This window comes from Rhizobium sp. ERR 1071, from assembly GCF_007828675.1.
Classification (GTDB): Bacteria; Pseudomonadota; Alphaproteobacteria; order Rhizobiales; family Rhizobiaceae; genus Rhizobium; species Rhizobium dioscoreae.
In genome coordinates this window covers 94,088-111,675 of sequence record NZ_VITM01000010.1, presented here as the reverse complement: position 1 = coordinate 111,675, position 17,588 = coordinate 94,088, and the positions used below count along the sequence as shown (strand labels likewise).

The following is a 17,588-nucleotide window of genomic DNA, read 5'->3' as shown; positions in this document are numbered from 1 at the left end:
CTTCCAGAACCGCAATTCTTTCGGTTGTATGGGTGGTCCATCAAGAGAGCTTGCTTTCGTTCAGACGGTTTAGAATGTCAAGCGGTATCAGATGCCTGGATGTGCAGCGTCGAGAGGAGGCCCCCTCCCGCAATCGATGCATATAAACCGAACGCTCAGGTTGAGATTGGGCGCGTAAGAAGGAATTGTTAGCGCGGAAGGCGCACATGATTTAGTACTATTTGACAACTGGAAAATTGTCGCATCGGTCGTAGACTTCTGATTGTAGCCAGCAAGCCAAGCGAGATGCGGCTAAGAGCGCCGGTGCGCTCGTCGGTGCAAATAAGCCGAAACAGGCGGTTCGACTCCGCGGCCGCAACCACGCCCTTCAACAGCATCACAGTTGATGGATGAAAAGCTGCAATTGCAACTAATTCGAAGGGGCACACGCCCACCAAATTCCGCCTCACACGTTGTGCCGGAAAAGAAGCTTACTCGCCATCAGACTAAGGTCCGTGTTCAACGCAGCTCTATTCGGATAGTGCATGACTGCCCCCGGTCGCCGACACCACTGCCACCCGTCGGCGGTCTGCCCTGTCATCGGACCAACCTCCGGTGACAGGGCGAATAATCAGGCGTTGGATCGGCGTTCGCTCGATGCCGCATGGACAGTGACCTCCCGCCGGAGAGGCGCTTCATCCCTTGCTGTCAAGGCCAGCCGCTAGCGAGACCCCGAAGGCGGCCCGAGGTCATGCGTTGAGTATCAGCGCGTTCCTGACAAAGGATCACAACCATTCCTCTTCGCCGACCGCCCATTATCTTTCCGCAAGTCGGTATGCGTCGGCTGCGACGATTGAAAGCCGTCCGTCGTCAACACCTGACCCGCGACGGTGTGACTATCCGGTCGCCTTCGTTGCCATCATCTGCTGCTTCGAGCACTCGGCACCCACGCGATGCTGAACAACTCCACGAATAGGAGTTGATAGCACCGAGCGCATTACCTGGACGCAGCCACATCTTTTCGATGAAGTGCGAAGCCTGATGCCCTCTGACCGCCCAGTTCCGACCGGAGTTGCATGGTCGGAATATGGTAATCCCCGCCATTTTGGCTCCTGTAAGGAATGGGGCTTGTTGTTTCGAGCGTTCGCATCCGATCGCGCAGATGTTTCGCAGCGGCTTCGAAGCGGGCGTCGTCGAAGCGATCGGTACTATAGGTCACGAAGGGCGGCAGCACATCGTAGCCAGGATAGTAGAGAATGCCGTGATTGATCGGAAACAGAAGATCGTCGATGGGACCGTTGATTCCCCGAGGAGCGTAGTGTTCTTCCCACCCCCCTGCGGTTACGATCAACATGGCTCGCTTGCCGACCAAGGTTCCCTCTCCATAGCGATCACCCCAGCGCTTGTCGCTGTGTTCGCCAACGCCATAGGCGAACCCATAAGCAAACACGCGGTCGACCCAACCTTTCAGGATGGCCGGCATGGCGAACCACCAGAGCGGAAACTGCAGGATCAATGCATCAGCCCAGAGAAGCTTTTCGATCTCCCCTTTGACATCGTCCGTCAGCGTATCGCCGCTGAAGGCATGTTTGGAAGCGGCGACCGGCATAAGCCGCTCGTCGGGAGCCAAAGACGGGAAATCCGCGCGGTCGATCTCCGATTTCCAGCGCATGGCATGTAGGTCGGAAACCTCTACCGTGTGGCCGGCTGCTTCCAGCTCCTGGACCGCAACATCACGTAACGATGCCGATAAGGATTTAGGTTCGGGGTGAGCGAAGGCGATGAGCACATTCATGGTGACACCTGCTTGTTGAAGAAAACTCTCCCTAAGCTAGGCCATGTTCCGCTAATGCGTTATATAGCAGGGATGGATAGGATAATGCCGAATAATGGATAGATCGGACATCACGCTCGAACGCATTCGCACCTTTGTCCGCGTCGCCGAACGCGGCAATTTGTCGGCTGTGGCGCGTGAGTTGAACATTGGCCAGTCCAGTGTCACGCGGCATGTGCGTGAGCTTGAAGAAGCCCTTGGCGTGGCACTGTTGAGCCGCACGACCCGTCGTGTCACGCTCACCGAGGAAGGGGGACTTTATTATGCCAATGCCATCCAAATCCTGCGCCTGCTGGAACAGGCGACCGATGAAGCGCGAAGCGCGCGGAGCGTCTCCGCCGGCTCGGTTCGCATTTCTTGTACGGCAGCGCTCGGCGTCCGGCATGTCAGCCGTCTGGTCTTCGCCTTTCAGGATCGCTACCCGGACATCGCAGTCGACCTCAGCCTGACGGATGAACGCGTTGATCTCATCCGCGAAGGCGTGGACATCGCACTGCGCCTCGGTCCGCTCGCCGACAGTTCGATGAAGCTGCGGGCGATCGGTCAAAGCCGGCGCGTTCTCGTCGCCTCTCCCGCCTATCTGGCAAGCCGTGGCCGGCCGGCGACACCCGAGGAGCTCAAGGACCATGAGGGCGTTCGCATGTCGAACGTTGCCGGAAGCGAATCTCTCGCGCTTGAGCGGGCGGGAGGCACGCGCCACCTCGTGCCTTTCAGCGGGCATCTGCGCGTTGATCACGGGCTCGCCGCGCGCGAAGCCTTTATCGCGGGTCGCGGCCTGGGCCCCGCTCATATCTGGCTGGTGGACGACCTTCTCGCGGACGGCCGGCTCGAAACGGTGCTGCCTGACTACGCTCCACCGGCCGTGCCGTTGAATATGCTTATCGCGCCCGAACGAACCGGCATCGCGCGTGTCCGGCTGCTGGTCGAGTTTCTGGCAGAGGGAATGCTCCGGGTCCCTGGTATAGAGCGGTAAGGGGCAAGAAGTTAAAACGCTGCCTGAAGCAGGGCGCGCAAAATGGCGCAACGGTTTGCCGATTCCGAAGACTCCGCCATATGGCGTGGAGCGTAATTTGAATCTGGCGCCGCGGCGGAGATGGCATAGAGGCAGCGGTCTTCATCAAGAGGAAATCTGGACAAGCCTTTCGCGATCTCGACATCCGTCGTTATGCGGTCGACGGCCAGCCGAGACTCGGGGCCACCGTCTGAGCGGGATTTGGTCATAGCCGCACATTCTCTGCAGGACCGAAAGTGGGCGGCAGGAGGAAAACAATCTCGTCGGCTGCCGCCAAGCCAGACCCGCGTCCCGAGCCGGAGCGCCTAGGGCGCACCCAATATTTCCCCCGCAATGCCACCATCACATGTTGGATCGGAAATCATCTGCCCTAGATCAGTGAAAGGGAGATATCGGTAATTGTCTTGCCTCTGTTCGAAAGCGGAAAAGGCCAGCGATGATCTATGATGCCGTTGTCGTGGGTTCTGGTTTTTCCGCCATTTCCACCGTTTGCAATCTCGTAGAGCTGCTCCCTGAAACGGCATCGATCGCCATTGTCGGCGACGATCCTGGCTTTGGTCGCGGGACCGCCTATCGGACAGAACTCTACTTGCATCGGCTGAACGTGCCGGCCGGTCGCATGAGCTTGTTTCCGGATCGTCCGAATGCCTTTGTCGAATGGCTGCGGGAACGCAAGCGGCCGCTGGACGCGGGAGATTTCGCCTCCAGGCAGGACTATGGCCTGTATATTCGAGACAGTTTGGCCGCTTTGCTGCGCAACAGGAAACAGCGTTGTCGAGTCGACTTCATCAAGGCCAAGGCGACGGGATGCGTTGAGCGATACGGTTCCGCGCTCGGCTTTATTTTGGACAACGGCAATGAGATCGCCGGGCGAAGCGTCGTGCTCTGTCTCGGCGTTGGCAATGCACCATTGCCGTTTGATGTTTCCCGACTATCCGCGGACGTGCGCTCCCATATCATCGAAAATCCATGGCGGCTGTCATGGTTGAGACGGGTCGGTAAGGCCGATACGGTCTGTATCTTGGGTTCGGGACTGACGATGATCGATCAGGTTTTGGCACTGTTTGCCCACGGTTTCACCGGCAAGATAATCGTATTGTCACGGCGCGGCCTCGTTCCGCACGATCATGTCAGCCATCCCAAGTCGGCGGTCGATATCGACGTCGAAGCCTTGCCCACGCGGATGAGTGAACTCCTGCATGTTCTCCGTCGCGAGAGCAAAGATGCGGGGGACTGGCGCAGGGTCATGGATGGCTTACGCCCGAAGACGCAAGCTCTCTGGTCGAGATTGCCGGAGATCGAGCGCCGTCGCTTTTTACGCCATGCCTTGCCGTGGTGGAACATTCATCGTCATCGTGTTGCTCCGGATGTGTTCCGGCGGTTTGAAAGGATGCTGCAAAACGGCCAGGTTTCGATCCGAGCCGGCCATCTGCGGAATGTCGAGAAAACCAAGGCTTTAACCGTACATTACCGGCCTCGCGGCGAGAGCTTTACAGCATCCATCGAGGCGGACTGGATCGTGAATTGCACTGGCATGGAACGAGCAGGCATCGCGCATTCCCCATTGCTGCAGGAGATGCAGCGCAAAGGCCTGATCGAGGCGGATCCGCTTGGTCTCGGATTGGTGGTCGATGCTCGCTCACGCATCCCTGGCTCGAGCGGCAAGGAAGCAATCATCTATGCCGTTGGCGCGCTGACCGCTGGCCAATTCTGGGAAATTACCGCCGTGCCGGATATCCGCGTGCAGGCAAGAAAGGTTGCCGAGGCGATTGCGGATAGATTGTCGTGAAGGATCGATATCCGCCGACTTGAGAGCTGGCGGTCAGCTCTGTGCGACACGCACGATCAGCTTACCGAAGTTCCGTCCTTCCAGCAGCCCGAGAAAAGCTTCCGGAGCGTTTTCGAGCCCATCCACGATGTCCTCCTTATATTTGAGGCGCCCCTCGGCAATCCATTTTCCGGCTTCTCGATAGAAATCGGGGCGTTGATCGGCAAATTCGCGTTGTATGAAACCCCGGATGGTCAGGCTCTTTCTCAGGATGGCGCGCATTACAGCAGGCAATTGGTCCGATCCACTCGAAGTGGACGGGTCTTCGTTGTAATGCGCGATCAGTCCGCAGACCGGAACGCGCGCGAAATCGTTCAGCAATGGAAACACCGCGTTCCAGACATGTCCGCCGACATTTTCGAAATAAATGTCGATGCCGTTCCGGCAAGCAGACGCGAGCCGGGCTTGAAAATCGTCGGCCCGGTGATCGATCGCGGCATCGAAGCCGAGTTCGTCGCGGATATAACGGCATTTGTCCGGGCCGCCTGCAATACCAACTACTCGCGCACCAAAGATCTTGCTGATCTGCCCGACGGCCGAGCCGACCGCGCCGCTGGCGGCGGCCACGACCAATGTCTCTCCCGCCTTGGGCCGCCCGATATTGCGCAGCCCCGCATAGGCGGTGAAGCCCGGCATTCCGAGAATGCCGAGTGCCGTCGAGATCGGCGCCGCATTCGGGTCAAGCCTGCGTAATCCCGCGCCGTTTGAGATCGCATGGCTCTGCCAGCCGGAATGGGAGAGGACGATGTCTCCCGGCGTGAACTCCGTATTGCGTGATTTGACCACGCGCGCAACGGTTCCTCCTTCCATCACGCCGCCAATCTCGACCGGCGTGGCATAGGATTTCGCGTCGTCCATCCGGCCTCGCATATAGGGGTCGAGGGAAAGATAAAGGATCTGCAGAAGAACCTCGCCTTCGTCGAGATCCCGCAAGGTTTCCCGTTCAAGCCGGAAGTTCGCCGCGACCGGTTTTCCAACGGGACGGGAGGCAAGCACGATGCGGGTGGTGACGGGCTGATTGGCCATGTGGAATTCCTTATCTCAAGTTCTGCTTCCGGACGCGATGCAGGATTTCGTAATCTCAGTTGCAGCCGTCCGAAGTTCGTGTCGTATCACCGTGTGTGAGCGTCGGTCTTCCAACTCATTCCTTGAACCATAGTGCGACTCCATTGGCGGCATCGGCATCAACAAGCAGGCCGCCCTCGAAGGCGCGAGGCGAAAAGCCTCCTTGCGCCAGCACATCTGCGGTTGCTTCAACCGATCGTACCTTCAGTCCGAGCGCCACTTTTCTTTCGTTACCGTCAAAGCTTGCCGGAATGGCGGAGCCGAACCGGGAGGCGGCGTCAACCTCGGACAGGATATGAAGTGTGACGATGCCGGCGTGAATTACAATGCCGTCCCTGCTGATTTCAGGCGCGGCGGTATCGGCAAATCCGCCTAGCAGTTCGGTTAGCGCTTCGGGAGCGCGGCTGACGATGAAGACATCGACGATATCGAGAACACCGTTGGGGTGGCTCTGATCTCTCTGCCGCCACACCAGCTCCGGCGTATTGTGCTGGCAGAAAAAGAAGCGGCCATTGGAGATCGCCTCCTTGCCGATCTGGAAGGTGCGGAAACTGGCTGACTTCTCTATGCCTCCCACGTTGACAGGGCGCGAGAAGTCCCGCCATTCGGTGACGGATTTGCCGGCATCGCCCAATTCGCGTTGCAGGCTGGCTGCGTCCGTGGTTCGAAAGGCAAGTCCGTTCAAACCGATCGGATAAGACCAGAGATCGGTGCGTTTGTCATCACTGTCAGGCGGAAATCCGAGTAGCTCCAGATAGTTCTCGCCGAACACGGCAAGATGATTGATGGAGCCCAGGGTATGGTAACCTCGTGGCGTCAGCGCGAAGCCGAGTTTGCGATAGATCGCAGCGGCCTCGTCCAGCCGATCAAGGACGCCAATGACGGCGTGATCGAGGATGAGGGGTTGGGCAGTAACAGCCATTGGGGGCTCCCGACATAGAGGTATGTTAAATTGCGGTCTTTGCGCCGCATTCGGCATGCCGCGGCTTTGGTGATCACATCAGCAACCGTGTTCGCGGGCCGAACGGGAGCGGCTGCTGAAATGCGTCGAACAGGATTGGCTATCCACGGTAAGGCTGACGTCGATGCGAACCGATCTCATGAGATAGTTCGACGGATTTCGATTGCAGCTCATGGCTAGTACCGTCATCGACAAGATCATCGAGAATGAGCGCCCGATATTCTTGCGCCAGCAGCCTTGTCTCGATCTCGTCGCGTTGTGCCGAGAGGCGAAAGAAACGACGCAGCCTGCTCATGATATGCCTCCTTTACGCGGCTCGGTTGAGATTGCCAGACGTTGTGGATACCAACTTGTGGATTGCTTGCAGCACGTCGGAGGCGGCGGCAAAATGTTGGCCGTCAAGGTCATAGACGTGAAACTTGACCGCGATGAACCTTAGCGCGCCCTTGTCCGGACCGACGATACCCACCGGAATGCCGGCATATTCAATCACCTGTCTGGTCATTTTCATCACCCCTTGAAATGGATTCTTCCGAACGAACGATCGGCGGCGTTCTAAGTTCGATTAGTCCATTAATTTAGTGGATTATATATGTAAAAGATGCGGTGAGCTATTCGCGGCGGTGCCAAATAGTCGGGCGATAGGGGAAAACAATTCTAGTAGAAGAGGTTGAAGGGTATTGAGGAACGTGCATTGGAGATTGCGAAATTGTTTCTAAACGTCCGAATATCGCGCCGCTCGCTTCAAGCGGATGCCAACCCCATCAAGGAGCCATCGCCTATTCAACCTCGTGATATACCCGCGCGTTCGTTTCCTGACTTGCGACCAAATTAGAATATTAATTCTATAGATAGCTTGGTGTTTGCCGTAGTTTGATGCGCGTTTTCATACAGAGGCTTACACAATGGGCATCAAAGCCAAATTCAAGGCGGCAAGTTTACTAAGCGTGTGGCTATTGGTGGCGCCGTCGGCATTCGCCGATGACCAGCCGGTCAAGGGCGGCACGCTGATTTATCTTGAACAGCAGGCGCATACGAACCTTTACCCGCCGGCGGGCGGCTTCTATCCGAATGGTGGCATTCTCAACCAGATCACCGACAAGCTCACCTATCAGAACCCGAAGACGCTCGATATCGAGCCGTGGATCGCCGAATCCTGGACAGTCAACGACAAGGCGACGGAATATACGTTCAAGATCCGCAAGGGCGTGACATTTTCCGACGGTTCTCCGCTCGACGCCAATGCCGTGGCGAAGAATTATGATACGTTCGGCCTTGGCAATAAGGAGCTGAAGCAGCCGGTTTCCGAGGTCATCAACAACTACGATCATAGCGAAGTCGTCGATCCCTATACGGTCAAGTTCTACTTCAAGAAGCCGTCTCCGGGTTTCCTGCAGGGAACCGCCGTGATCGGATCGGGCTTGGTTTCCCTAAAGACGCTGGCATTGCCTTTCGACCAGCTCGGCGATGCGACGAAGATCATCGGGTCCGGCCCCTTTGTCGTCGAAAGCGAGACGCTCGGCAAGCAGCTCTCGCTGAAAGCGCGGACAGACTATAACTGGGGTCCAAACAAGTTGGCGCATCAGGGCCGGGCCTATCTGGACGGGATCAAGTACATCATCACCGGCGAGGACAGCGTGCGCATCGGCGCATTGCTTTCCGGCCAGGCCGATTTCATCCGTCAGCTGCAGGCCTATGACGAGAAGCAGGTGTCCGATCAGGGTTTCGCGATCTATGCGGCGCCGACCCGCGGCGTGAACGACAGCGTCGCCTTCCGTCCGGACAATCCGCTCGTCGCCGATATTAGGGTTCGCCAGGCGCTCCTGCATGCGACCAACAACAAGGAAATCGTCGATACGCTGTTTTCGGCAAATTATCCGCAGGCGAAATCGGTCATTTCGTCGGCCGCGGCCGGCTACACGGATTTGTCGTCGAAGCTGACCTACGATCCGGCTCTTGCTGAAAAGCTTCTGGATGAGGCAGGCTGGAAGAAGCGCGCGAGCGGTGTTCGCGAGAAGGATGGCAAGCCACTTTCGCTTGCCGTCTATGAATCCTTGCCCCAGCCGCAGAACAAGGCCGTGCTGCAGCTCGTCGCGCAGCAATGGGCCAAGCTCGGTGTCAAGCTGCAGGTTCTTGCCGGAACCTCGGGAAATCTGGTGACCGACAATGTCGATCCAGCAAGGACGCCGCTGGTCGTCGCCGAGGTCGGCCGCGCCGATCCCGATGTCATCAAGAGCCAGTTCTATCCCAAGAATCGCGATGCCCTGCTGCAAAAGGGCGGCCTCAATCCCAAGGCGACCTTCTCGGATGACAAGCTGAACGGCATCCTGGAAACCGTCGCCTCCGAGACGGATCGCGACAAGCGACTGGCGGCGGCCAAGGCCGCGCAGGAATATCTGCTCGATCAGGCCTATGTCATCCCCTTCTTCGAGGAGCCGCAGGTCTTCGCTGGCGCGCCTTACGTGAAGGGGGTTGCATTCGAGGCCGTGGGACGTCCGTCCTTCTACAGCACCTGGCTCGCTGAACATTGATGAAAAGGGGCTGGCCCGGCGTGGTGCCGGGCCTTCCTTCATGCGAAGACATGGTAGTGGCATGGCAAGATACATATTATCGAGGTTCGGGCAGGCGCTGTTCGTCTTATGGGCGGCCTTCACCGTTTCGTTCGTTTTGCTGCAGTCGCTGCCTGGCGACGCGGTGCTGATCAAGTTCCAGAACCCGGATTACGGACTAAGCCCCGAACAGCTTGCCGATATCAGGGCGGCTTATGGCGCCGACGGATCCTTCCTGCATCAATATGCCCACGCAATCTGGAATTTTTTGACGGGGGATTTCGGCTATTCACTGCAGGCAGGCGTTCCGGTGAGCTCGCTGCTTGCCACCAACCTGCCGCCATCGCTATTGCTGGCAGGTTTGGGTTTTGCGGGTGCGACGCTTCTTGCCGTTCTGATCGCGATTGCCTGCAATCTCTCCGGCTTTGCCTGGCTGCGTGGCCTGATCCAGTCCATTCCGTCGCTGTTCATATCGGTGCCGACTTTTTGGCTCGGCATCATGCTCATTCAGATATTCTCCTTCCGGCTTCGCCTCGTGCCGGTCATCAATCCCGGACCCTGGGAGGGTCTTTTCCTGCCTATCCTGACGGTCGCGGTGCCGATTTCGGCGCCGCTCGCGCAGATATTGCTGAAGAACATCGACGAAGTCCTGACGAAGCCTTTCGTGCCCGTGGCTCGGGCCAAGGGACTTTCGCATGCCAAGGTCCTATGGCGACACGTCGCCAAGAATACGCTCCTGCCGGTTCTGACCGTTGCCGGATTGCTGTTCGGGGAGCTGATCGCCAGCGCGGTCATCACCGAAACGGTGTTTGGCCTCAATGGTATCGGCGGGCTGACGAAACAGGCCGTGGACAGTCAGGATGTCGCCGTTCTTCAAGCGATCGTCGTCATCGCCGCGACCGCTTTCGTCGTCATCAACCTTGTGGTCGATCTTCTCTATCCCGTGCTCGATCCGCGTCTGAAAACCAAGCTGGGAGCTGTGTGATGGCAACGATCGAAACCGCCCGACATCATCCAGACCTCGATTCGTCCGACCGGAACATCAGTATATCGCCCGTGACGCTCAAGACCGATGTTCGTGAGAACGCCGGAGCTGGCAGGCGTTTTTCGCGCATCCGGCCTGGTCTCTTCCTTGCCTGCCTCATTCTCGCGCTGGCCGTCCTTTGGGCACTCGTCCCTAGTCTCTTTACGATCTACGACCCTGTCCAAGGCCTACCTGGGCAACATCTACGACCGCCCAGCGCCACCCATCTCCTGGGGACGGATTCGCTCGGGCGGGATCTCTATGCCCGCATCGTCTATGGCGCGATTCACTCGCTATCGGGCGCGCTCGCGGCCGTTGGCATCGCGCTTGTAGCCGGCACGACGCTCGGCGTCCTTGCCGGATCATTTGGCGGCAGGATCGAGACGGTCATCATGAGGCTGGTCGATGTCATGCTGTCGATACCGGATCTTCTCTTGTCGCTCAGCATCATCGTCCTGCTCGGTTTCGGCACCGTCAACGCCGCGATCGCGGTCGGCTGCACGCTGATCGCCAAGTTTGCCAGATTGGTTCGCTCCGAAGTCGTGACGGTGCGCCGAAGCGAATATGTCGAAGCCGCCTTCGGCAGCGGCGGGACATTCCTCAAGGTGCTCTGGCGCCATATCCTGCCGAATTCGCTGACCTCGGTGATCGCCTTTGCTGCGCTTCAGGCCGGCTGGGCGATCCTGCAGCTCGCGACGCTCGGCTTTCTCGGCTATGGCGCGCCGCCACCGACACCGGAATGGGGCCTGCTGATCGCCGAAGGACGCAATTATATCGCAACCGCCTGGTGGCTGACGGCCGCACCCGGTCTTGTCGTCGTCCTGGTCGTTATTTCCATCAATCGCATCAGCCGGGCAATCGGGAGCATCGGGAAATGACGGCTCCGATCATTGAAACCACTAAGGAAGAGGGTGTGCCGATCCTCGATGTGGCGGGCCTCAGGGTCGCCTATCGCGACAAGAGCGGCCAGCGCACGGTCGTTCACGATATTGGCTTTGAGGTTCGCGCCGGCGAAGTGGTCGCCCTCGTCGGCGAATCCGGTTCAGGCAAGAGCTCCACCGCACAGGCGTTGATCGGCCTTCTGCCCGAAGGCGGCATTCTCCAGCAGGGAACCATCCGCCTGAACGGCCAGGATATTGCCGGCTGGCCGCAAAGGCGGCTGGATGGCATTCGTGGTTCCATCATCAGCCTCGTGCCGCAGGATCCGGGCAATTCGCTCAATCCAGTGAGGACGATCGGCGAACAGGTCGCCGAAATCCTGACGGTGCATGGCCGGGCGTCTGGAGCGGCTGCTCGCGTTCAAGCGATCGAATTGCTGGAACGTGTCGGCCTCAGCCAGCCTCAATTGCGCGCCAGGCAGTATCCCCATGAGCTCTCCGGCGGCATGCGTCAGCGCGTGTTGATCGCCATTGCCATTGCGCTGAAACCTTCGCTGATCATCGCCGACGAACCCACCAGTGCCCTGGATGTGACGGTGCAGAGGCACATTCTCGATCTGATCGACGATTTGAGACGGGAATATGGCACGGCGGTCCTCTTGGTGACCCATGACCTCGGGGTCGCCGCCGATCGATCCGACAGGTTGATCGTCCTGCAGCACGGCCGCATCCAGGAGCAGGGGCGCACGGCCGACATTCTCGCAAACCCGCGAAGCAACTATACGCGCCGCCTGCTTGCCGACGCGCCATCGTTGAATGCGCGGCCGAAGGCCGCCCCCGCACACCCGGTCGCATCTGTCGTGGCGGCCGACGACATCGTCGTGGTCGATCGGCTGGTGCAGGATTTTGGTGCTGGTCGCGGCGGCAGTTTCCGGGCGGTCGACGATGTCTCTTTTCGCGTTCGCCGCGGCAGCACCCATGCAATCGTCGGTGAATCCGGCTCCGGCAAGACGACGACGATAAGGATCGTTTCCGCGTTTCAGAAGCCGACTTCGGGTCAGGTACTGATCGACGGGCTCGACCTGGATTCGTTGCGCGGTGAAGCGCTGAGGCAGCTGCGCAAGAAGGTCCAGCTCGTCTATCAAAATCCCTATGGTTCGCTCGACCCACGCCAGACAATTACGGGGATCGTGGAGGAGCCGTTGCTGAATTTCGAACGGCTGCCCCGCCGTGAGCGATTGGCGAAGGTGGCGGCCACTCTCGACAAGGTCAGACTGCCAGCCGACATATCGCAACGTCGGCCGCATTCGCTTTCGGGAGGGCAGCGCCAGCGCGTCGCGATCGCCCGTGCGCTGGTGCTCGATCCGCAGATCCTGGTGCTCGACGAGGCTGTCTCCGCGCTTGACGTGACGGTGCAGGCGCAGATCCTCGATCTCTTGGGCGAGTTGCAGCGCGAGCTTGGGCTGACCTATCTGTTCGTCTCCCACGATCTCGCCGTCGTGCGACAGATCGCGGACACTGTCTCGGTGCTGAACGCCGGGCAGCTGGTCGAGACGGGTCGCGTCGAAGACGTCTTTTCCAATCCAAGCAGCCCGTACACACGCGAGCTGATCGATGCGGTCCCAGGCAAGAAGTTTCCGCGGGCGACCGCGCCCGTCCTTATCAATGCAGGATGATCCCATGAGTACGCCAACATTACCGAAGCGACTGGGCTTCTTCAGCCGGGTCCTGGACCAGGTGGATGCCGGAACCCGCTACAGGCTGGTTGCCGAACAGATCCTCCATGCCGAAAAACATGGCTTCGACACGGCCTGGGTGGCGCAGCATCACTTCAACGGAGACGAAGGCGGCCTGCCTGCACCATTGGTGTTTCTCGCCACCCTGGCCCCGCAGACCTCGCATATTCGTTTGGGCACGGGTGTCATCACGTTGCCGATGGAGAACGCGGTGCGGGTCGCCGAAGATACGGCCGTGCTCGACAAGCTGCTCGGCGGACGGATGGAGGTCGGCTTCGGAACGGGCGGCACCCCGCAGGCCTTCCTTCCCTTCGGCCTGGAAAGCAGCCAGCGCACGGAGGTCTATGGCAATCATCTTGCTCTCGTGCGCGATGCCTGGGCGGGCGGAGAGCTTGCGGGCGGCAACCGCCTCTATCCGGCGGCACCGCATTTGCGCGACCATGTGTGGCAGGCGACATTTTCCGTTGGCGGCGGCTTGCGTGCCGGCCGCGATGGGGACGGGCTGATGTTGTCGCGCACACAGCCGCGGCCGGTCGAGACGCCACACGCCAAGCTTTGCGACCTGCAGAACCCGATTATCGATGCCTACCTGTCTGCGTTGCCGGCAGGGCGTCAGCCGCGGATATTGGGTTCCCGGAGCCTCTTTGTCGCCGATAGCAGGAAAGAGGCCCTTCATTTCGCCGATATCGGCTTGAGGCGGATCGTCGAACACTTCAAGGCGGCGGGCTTCGTGATCCCGGGCGAAACCACGGCTGATTTGATTGGAGCCTTCGATGTTCACGTCGGCACCCCCGACGACGTTATCGCGTCACTTCAGGCAGACACGGCATTGGCGCGGGTCACGGATCTGGTCTTTCAAGTGCATTCCGTCGATCCGCCGCATGAACATATCCTGCGCTCGCTGGAACTGACGGCTGCTCATGTCGCCCCAGCGCTTGGTTGGGTGCGGCAGAACCTAACCGGAAAAGAGCGCCGCTTGGCGGCGCAAATCCAATAGCGGTATCCGAAGAGAAGGCATCGACCATGACTTTGCAGACCAGAGACGTCATCGATTTCCTCGCGGGAATAGATCCTGGGTCCGATCTTGACGGCCTTCGGGCACAACGGCCCGAGACGCGCCTCAATGCTCAAAAGAGCTATGAAGCTCTTTTCGAGCCCGAGCATTGGGGAAGCGTGACCCCGGCGGAGCGCCTTGCCGTCGCCGCCTTTGTCGCTGGCCTCCACAAGGCGCCGGAGATCGCTGATTTTTATTCTTCCAAGTTGCGGGATGAGGCGCACGGCCCGGAGCTCGTCGCCATCATCTCCGCGGAGCTGGAGGTCGGCGATACAACCGGACCTTACGGCCATTATCTGGCTGGCCCGCTTTCCCGTGAGGACCGGCCGGGCTTCGTTTATGAGGTATCGGGCGAAAGCCGGCAACTTCTGGACCTGAAGCTCAGCACGGCGCTCGAACACAGCCACCTTCTGGTCTTCCGTCCGAGGGATGCGAGTGCCGCGGCGCTGCAGAAGCTACTAGATGCCGGCTGGACGACCACAGGCATCGTTACCTTGTCACAGCTGGTCGCATTTCTCGCGTTTCAGATCAGGGTCGTTACAGGCTTGAGGGCCTTGGCTGCCAATCCAGCCGATGTCGGACGGGTCGCGCAAGCCTGATCGCACGAACAAGGAATCCTTTCATGACCGAAACTGTAATTCATCCCGAAATCGCAGACCGACCAAACGCCTTCACTCAAGCTGAAATCGGCTGGACACCCTGGCTGCGGCCCCTTGATGAAGCGGACTTGACCGAGCGCCACTGGGCAGGCCTTGTGGATGCATCCCGCGCGAAGTCGCCGTATTTCATGCTGCTGGTACGCGATCCCGACATTCTCCAGGCCCGTACCAAGACGGACAAGGATATCTTCTACAATGTCTCGGCCGGCCTTCCTCGTGCTGAGCGTGAACTGGCTGCCACGGCCGCATCGCGGGTGAATGGCTGTGTTTTTTGCGCATCGGTCCATTCTCGCTTCGCCGCCCATCATTCCAAGCGGACGGATGACGTGCAGCGTCTGCTGGATGATGGGCTTCAGGCTGATCTTGGCAGTCGCTGGAATGCGGTTGTCGAGGCTTCAGCCGCGCTCACCGCGACGCCATCGCAATTTGGAGCCAACGAGATCGTCAGATTGCGCGAGGAAGGCCTGGATGATCTGGAAATCGCCGACGTGATCTATGGAGCTGCCTTCTTCAATTGGGCAAACCGATTGATGCTTTCGCTCGGCGAACCGACGCCGGCAGCCTGAAGCAGACGTTGTCGTGATTGAGCGGCGGAAGCTCGTCTGGAGGGCGGCTATGTCGATGGCAAGCGCTACAATACGGCGCGATCGAAACTGAAACGACGGACGAGATGGTCACGCAAAGAAAAAAGATACTGCTCAACGCATTCAACATGAACTGCGTCGGGCACGTCAATCACGGGCTATGGACCCATCCGCGAGATCAGTCCGATCGCTATAAGACGCTGAGCTATTGGACATCGCTTGCGGCGACGCTGGAACGCGGCCTTTTCGATGGCATTTTCCTGGCCGATATTCTCGGCGTCTATGACGTCTACCAGAACTCGGTCGATCTAACCTTGCGGGAATCCATTCAGTTGCCGCTCAATGATCCCTTGTTGCTGGTGTCCGCTATGGCGGCCGTGACGCGGCATCTTGGCTTTGGTGTAACGGTCAATGCCAGTACGGATGCGCCCTATGTTTTTGCGCGGCGCATGTCGACGCTCGATCATCTGACCGATGGGCGCATTGGCTGGAATATCGTAACCGGCTATCTCGACAGTGCCGCGCGCGGCTTGGGACTCGATATGCAGATCGAGCACGATACCCGCTACGATCGCGCAGACGAATATCTCGAACTCCTGTACAAATTCTGGGAGGGAAGCTGGGAAGACGACGCGGTTTTGGCGGACAAGAAAAAGCGCATCTATGCCGATCCGTCAAAAGTCCATCAGATAGATCATGAGGGGCAATTCTATCGTTCGCGCGGCTATCATCTTGCCGAACCGTCCATACAGCGTACACCGGTTCTTTATCAGGCGGGTACATCCGGCCGCGGCAGGCAATTTGCTGCCCGTCATGCCGAATGCATCTTCATTGCAGCCGCCGACAAGAGCGCAGCACGCGCCGCTGGCCGGGCGCTGCGCCAGGCGGCTGTTGCCGCAGGCCGAAAGCCCGATGACGTGAAAATCTTTGTCGGCATAACTGTCGTAACGGATCGCTCGGCCGCCGCAGCGCGGGAAAAATATACGGACTACCTCCACCATGCTAATCCTGAAGCCGGGTTGGCGCATTTTTCGGCGAGCACGGGCATCGATTTTTCGCGTTACGAGCTCGACGAGACTATCGTCTATGGACCGTCCAACGCCAGCCAATCAGCAACGCAAACTGCGCAGCAACGAGGCTGGACCAAGCGGCAATTGCTAGGGGAACTGTCCATTGGCGGCCGCTATCCGGTCATTGTCGGCGATGCCGCAACGGTCGCGGATGAGCTTTCCGCGTGGATCGATGAGGGGGAGATCGACGGCTTTAACCTAACCTGTACGGTAGCGCCGGAGGGCTTTGAGGATTTCGTTGATATTGTAGTGCCAGCCTTGCAGGATCGGGGTCTCTATAAGACTGCGTACGCGGAAGGTTCACTGCGGCAAAAGATCTTCGGGGAAACCGCTCGCCTGCCGGAACGTCACTGCGGGGCGTCTTATAGACGGCGATAGTCAAGCTTGTGGATTTGAAAGGTAGAAACACGTGACGCCCGGAATTCTCTGGACGTGTCGTTTCGGCGGATCGGACCAGATTACGGCGAAGGAGAGTATGCTGGCTTAGTGTTCTTTCGAGTCCCGAATGCTTCCCGTGCGCGCTCCAATAGATTTTTAAAGATCTAAAAGACCGACGGTGAATTATTTCGGCAAAGTCACGCCCGAGATCTCCTCGCAGATTGCGATGAGGCTGTCTTGAAGCGCTGGATCATGAGCCTGCGGGTTCGCGGTCCGACGCTTCAGATGATAGAAGTATTCTCCCGTGACATCCGCCTTCGGGTCGTCGCCGGCTGCCAGCCAGGCTTGAGTCAGATGGGCCTGTGCCATGTCATCAGGTGCGCCAGGGCCGCCCATCTTGGTTGGAACCCATCCGGGCTCCAATGAATTCGAGAACACGTCCTTCCAACGTCGCGCGATCGCGAATGCGAGCATTGCGTCGTGCAGCTTGCTTTCGGCATAGGCCTCTGATCCGTTCCACCTGCGACGTTTCCAGAGAATATCATCGAGATTGGCATCTGCATGATGGTGCATGCCGGACGACAGGTAGACTAGCCGCTTCGGTGGTTCGAGGAGTGCGGTCAGAATGTAGGCCGATAGTGTGTTTATGGCGAAGACATGCGGCAGCCCGTCGGAGGTGAGGCGATGAGCTTCGCGATAGCCGACGGCGGCATTGTGGATCACAGCATCGAACCGTCCGAGCCTGTTGACTTCGGCGGCGAGAATTTTTGCACCGGCGATGGTCTCGAGATCACCGATCACGACTGCCTCCGCCTTCGGAAGAGCGCGGCGGGCATCATTGGCGCGAGCCGGATTGCGCGCATGAAGCACGACCCGGTGGCTTTGTTCGGTTAGACGTTCAGCCACCATGAGGCCGAGACCGGTCGACGAGCCGGAAATGAAGATGCGGGACATGAAAATCTCCTTTGATAGCCGGC

Annotated in this window: 16 protein-coding genes; 10 read left to right on the top strand and 6 right to left on the bottom strand. The window is 59.0% G+C overall.

The annotated features are described in order from the left end of the window. Positions 1-976: 976 nt before the first annotated feature. Positions 977-1,774 (bottom strand): NAD(P)H-dependent oxidoreductase, encoded by a 798-nt coding sequence (locus FBZ99_RS26410; RefSeq protein WP_145635743.1) that lies wholly within the window; start codon positions 1,772-1,774, stop codon positions 977-979. A 94-nt stretch (positions 1,775-1,868) separates the two neighbouring features. On the opposite strand from FBZ99_RS26410, the gene FBZ99_RS26405 reads away from it, so the two are divergent. Then, a complete protein-coding gene (locus FBZ99_RS26405; RefSeq protein ID WP_113388559.1) occupies positions 1,869-2,786 on the top strand; it encodes a LysR family transcriptional regulator in 918 nt (305 codons plus the stop codon). A gap of 475 nt (positions 2,787-3,261) precedes the next feature. Then, positions 3,262-4,614: an FAD/NAD(P)-binding protein gene (locus FBZ99_RS26400; RefSeq protein WP_113331250.1), complete on the top strand. Its 1,353-nt coding sequence runs from the start codon at positions 3,262-3,264 to the stop codon at positions 4,612-4,614. A gap of 33 nt (positions 4,615-4,647) precedes the next feature. Here the strand turns inward: FBZ99_RS26400 and FBZ99_RS26395 are convergent, their stop codons facing one another. From FBZ99_RS26395 to FBZ99_RS26380, 4 genes are all read right to left on the bottom strand, one after another. Then, a complete protein-coding gene (locus FBZ99_RS26395) occupies positions 4,648-5,679 on the bottom strand; it encodes an NADP-dependent oxidoreductase (protein WP_145635741.1) in 1,032 nt (343 codons plus the stop codon). Between the two features lie 115 nt (positions 5,680-5,794). Then, positions 5,795-6,640: a VOC family protein gene (locus FBZ99_RS26390; RefSeq protein ID WP_145635738.1), complete on the bottom strand. Its 846-nt coding sequence runs from the start codon at positions 6,638-6,640 to the stop codon at positions 5,795-5,797. Between the two features lie 139 nt (positions 6,641-6,779). Then, positions 6,780-6,974, bottom strand: a complete 195-nt coding sequence (locus FBZ99_RS26385; RefSeq protein WP_113331247.1) for a hypothetical protein — start codon at positions 6,972-6,974, stop codon at positions 6,780-6,782. Between the two features lie 12 nt (positions 6,975-6,986). Beyond that, on the bottom strand, positions 6,987-7,184 hold the full coding sequence (locus FBZ99_RS26380; protein ID WP_145635736.1) for a hypothetical protein: 198 nt from the start codon (positions 7,182-7,184) through the stop codon (positions 6,987-6,989). 400 nt (positions 7,185-7,584) lie between these two features. Here FBZ99_RS26380 and FBZ99_RS26375 point away from each other — a divergent pair, with 400 nt between their 5' ends. The 8 genes from FBZ99_RS26375 to FBZ99_RS26340 all read left to right on the top strand — a co-directional run bounded on the left by FBZ99_RS26375 (position 7,585) and on the right by FBZ99_RS26340 (position 16,611). Next, entirely contained in the window at positions 7,585-9,210 is a 1,626-nt protein-coding gene (locus tag FBZ99_RS26375; protein WP_145635734.1) for a TIGR04028 family ABC transporter substrate-binding protein, read from the top strand. A 61-nt stretch (positions 9,211-9,271) separates the two neighbouring features. Then, the gene (locus FBZ99_RS26370; RefSeq protein ID WP_145635732.1) at positions 9,272-10,213 is read left to right on the top strand and encodes an ABC transporter permease; all 942 of its coding nucleotides are present in this window, start codon (positions 9,272-9,274) and stop codon (positions 10,211-10,213) included. Next, a complete protein-coding gene (locus FBZ99_RS26365) occupies positions 10,213-11,130 on the top strand; it encodes an ABC transporter permease (RefSeq protein WP_113352984.1) in 918 nt (305 codons plus the stop codon). Before FBZ99_RS26370 ends, FBZ99_RS26365 begins: the two co-directional genes overlap by 1 nt. Next, positions 11,127-12,806: a dipeptide ABC transporter ATP-binding protein gene (locus FBZ99_RS26360; protein WP_145635730.1), complete on the top strand. Its 1,680-nt coding sequence runs from the start codon at positions 11,127-11,129 to the stop codon at positions 12,804-12,806. Before FBZ99_RS26365 ends, FBZ99_RS26360 begins: the two co-directional genes overlap by 4 nt. A 4-nt stretch (positions 12,807-12,810) precedes the next feature. Beyond that, positions 12,811-13,863, top strand: a complete 1,053-nt coding sequence (locus FBZ99_RS26355) for a putative FMN-dependent luciferase-like monooxygenase (protein ID WP_145635728.1) — start codon at positions 12,811-12,813, stop codon at positions 13,861-13,863. 26 nt (positions 13,864-13,889) lie between these two features. Then, positions 13,890-14,519 carry a CMD domain protein gene (locus FBZ99_RS26350; protein ID WP_113352987.1) on the top strand — a complete coding sequence of 210 codons (630 nt, stop codon included), beginning with the start codon at positions 13,890-13,892 and terminating at the stop codon, positions 14,517-14,519. 23 nt (positions 14,520-14,542) lie between these two features. After that, complete coding sequence (locus FBZ99_RS26345) at positions 14,543-15,145, top strand: alkylhydroperoxidase domain protein (RefSeq protein ID WP_145635726.1); 603 nt, start codon at positions 14,543-14,545, stop codon at positions 15,143-15,145. 104 nt (positions 15,146-15,249) lie between these two features. After that, on the top strand, positions 15,250-16,611 hold the full coding sequence (locus tag FBZ99_RS26340; protein ID WP_145635724.1) for an LLM class flavin-dependent oxidoreductase: 1,362 nt from the start codon (positions 15,250-15,252) through the stop codon (positions 16,609-16,611). A 183-nt stretch (positions 16,612-16,794) separates the two neighbouring features. On the opposite strand, the gene FBZ99_RS26335 is transcribed toward FBZ99_RS26340, so the two are convergent. Then, entirely contained in the window at positions 16,795-17,565 is a 771-nt protein-coding gene (locus FBZ99_RS26335) for an SDR family NAD(P)-dependent oxidoreductase (RefSeq protein WP_145635721.1), read from the bottom strand. Positions 17,566-17,588 lie beyond the last annotated feature (23 nt).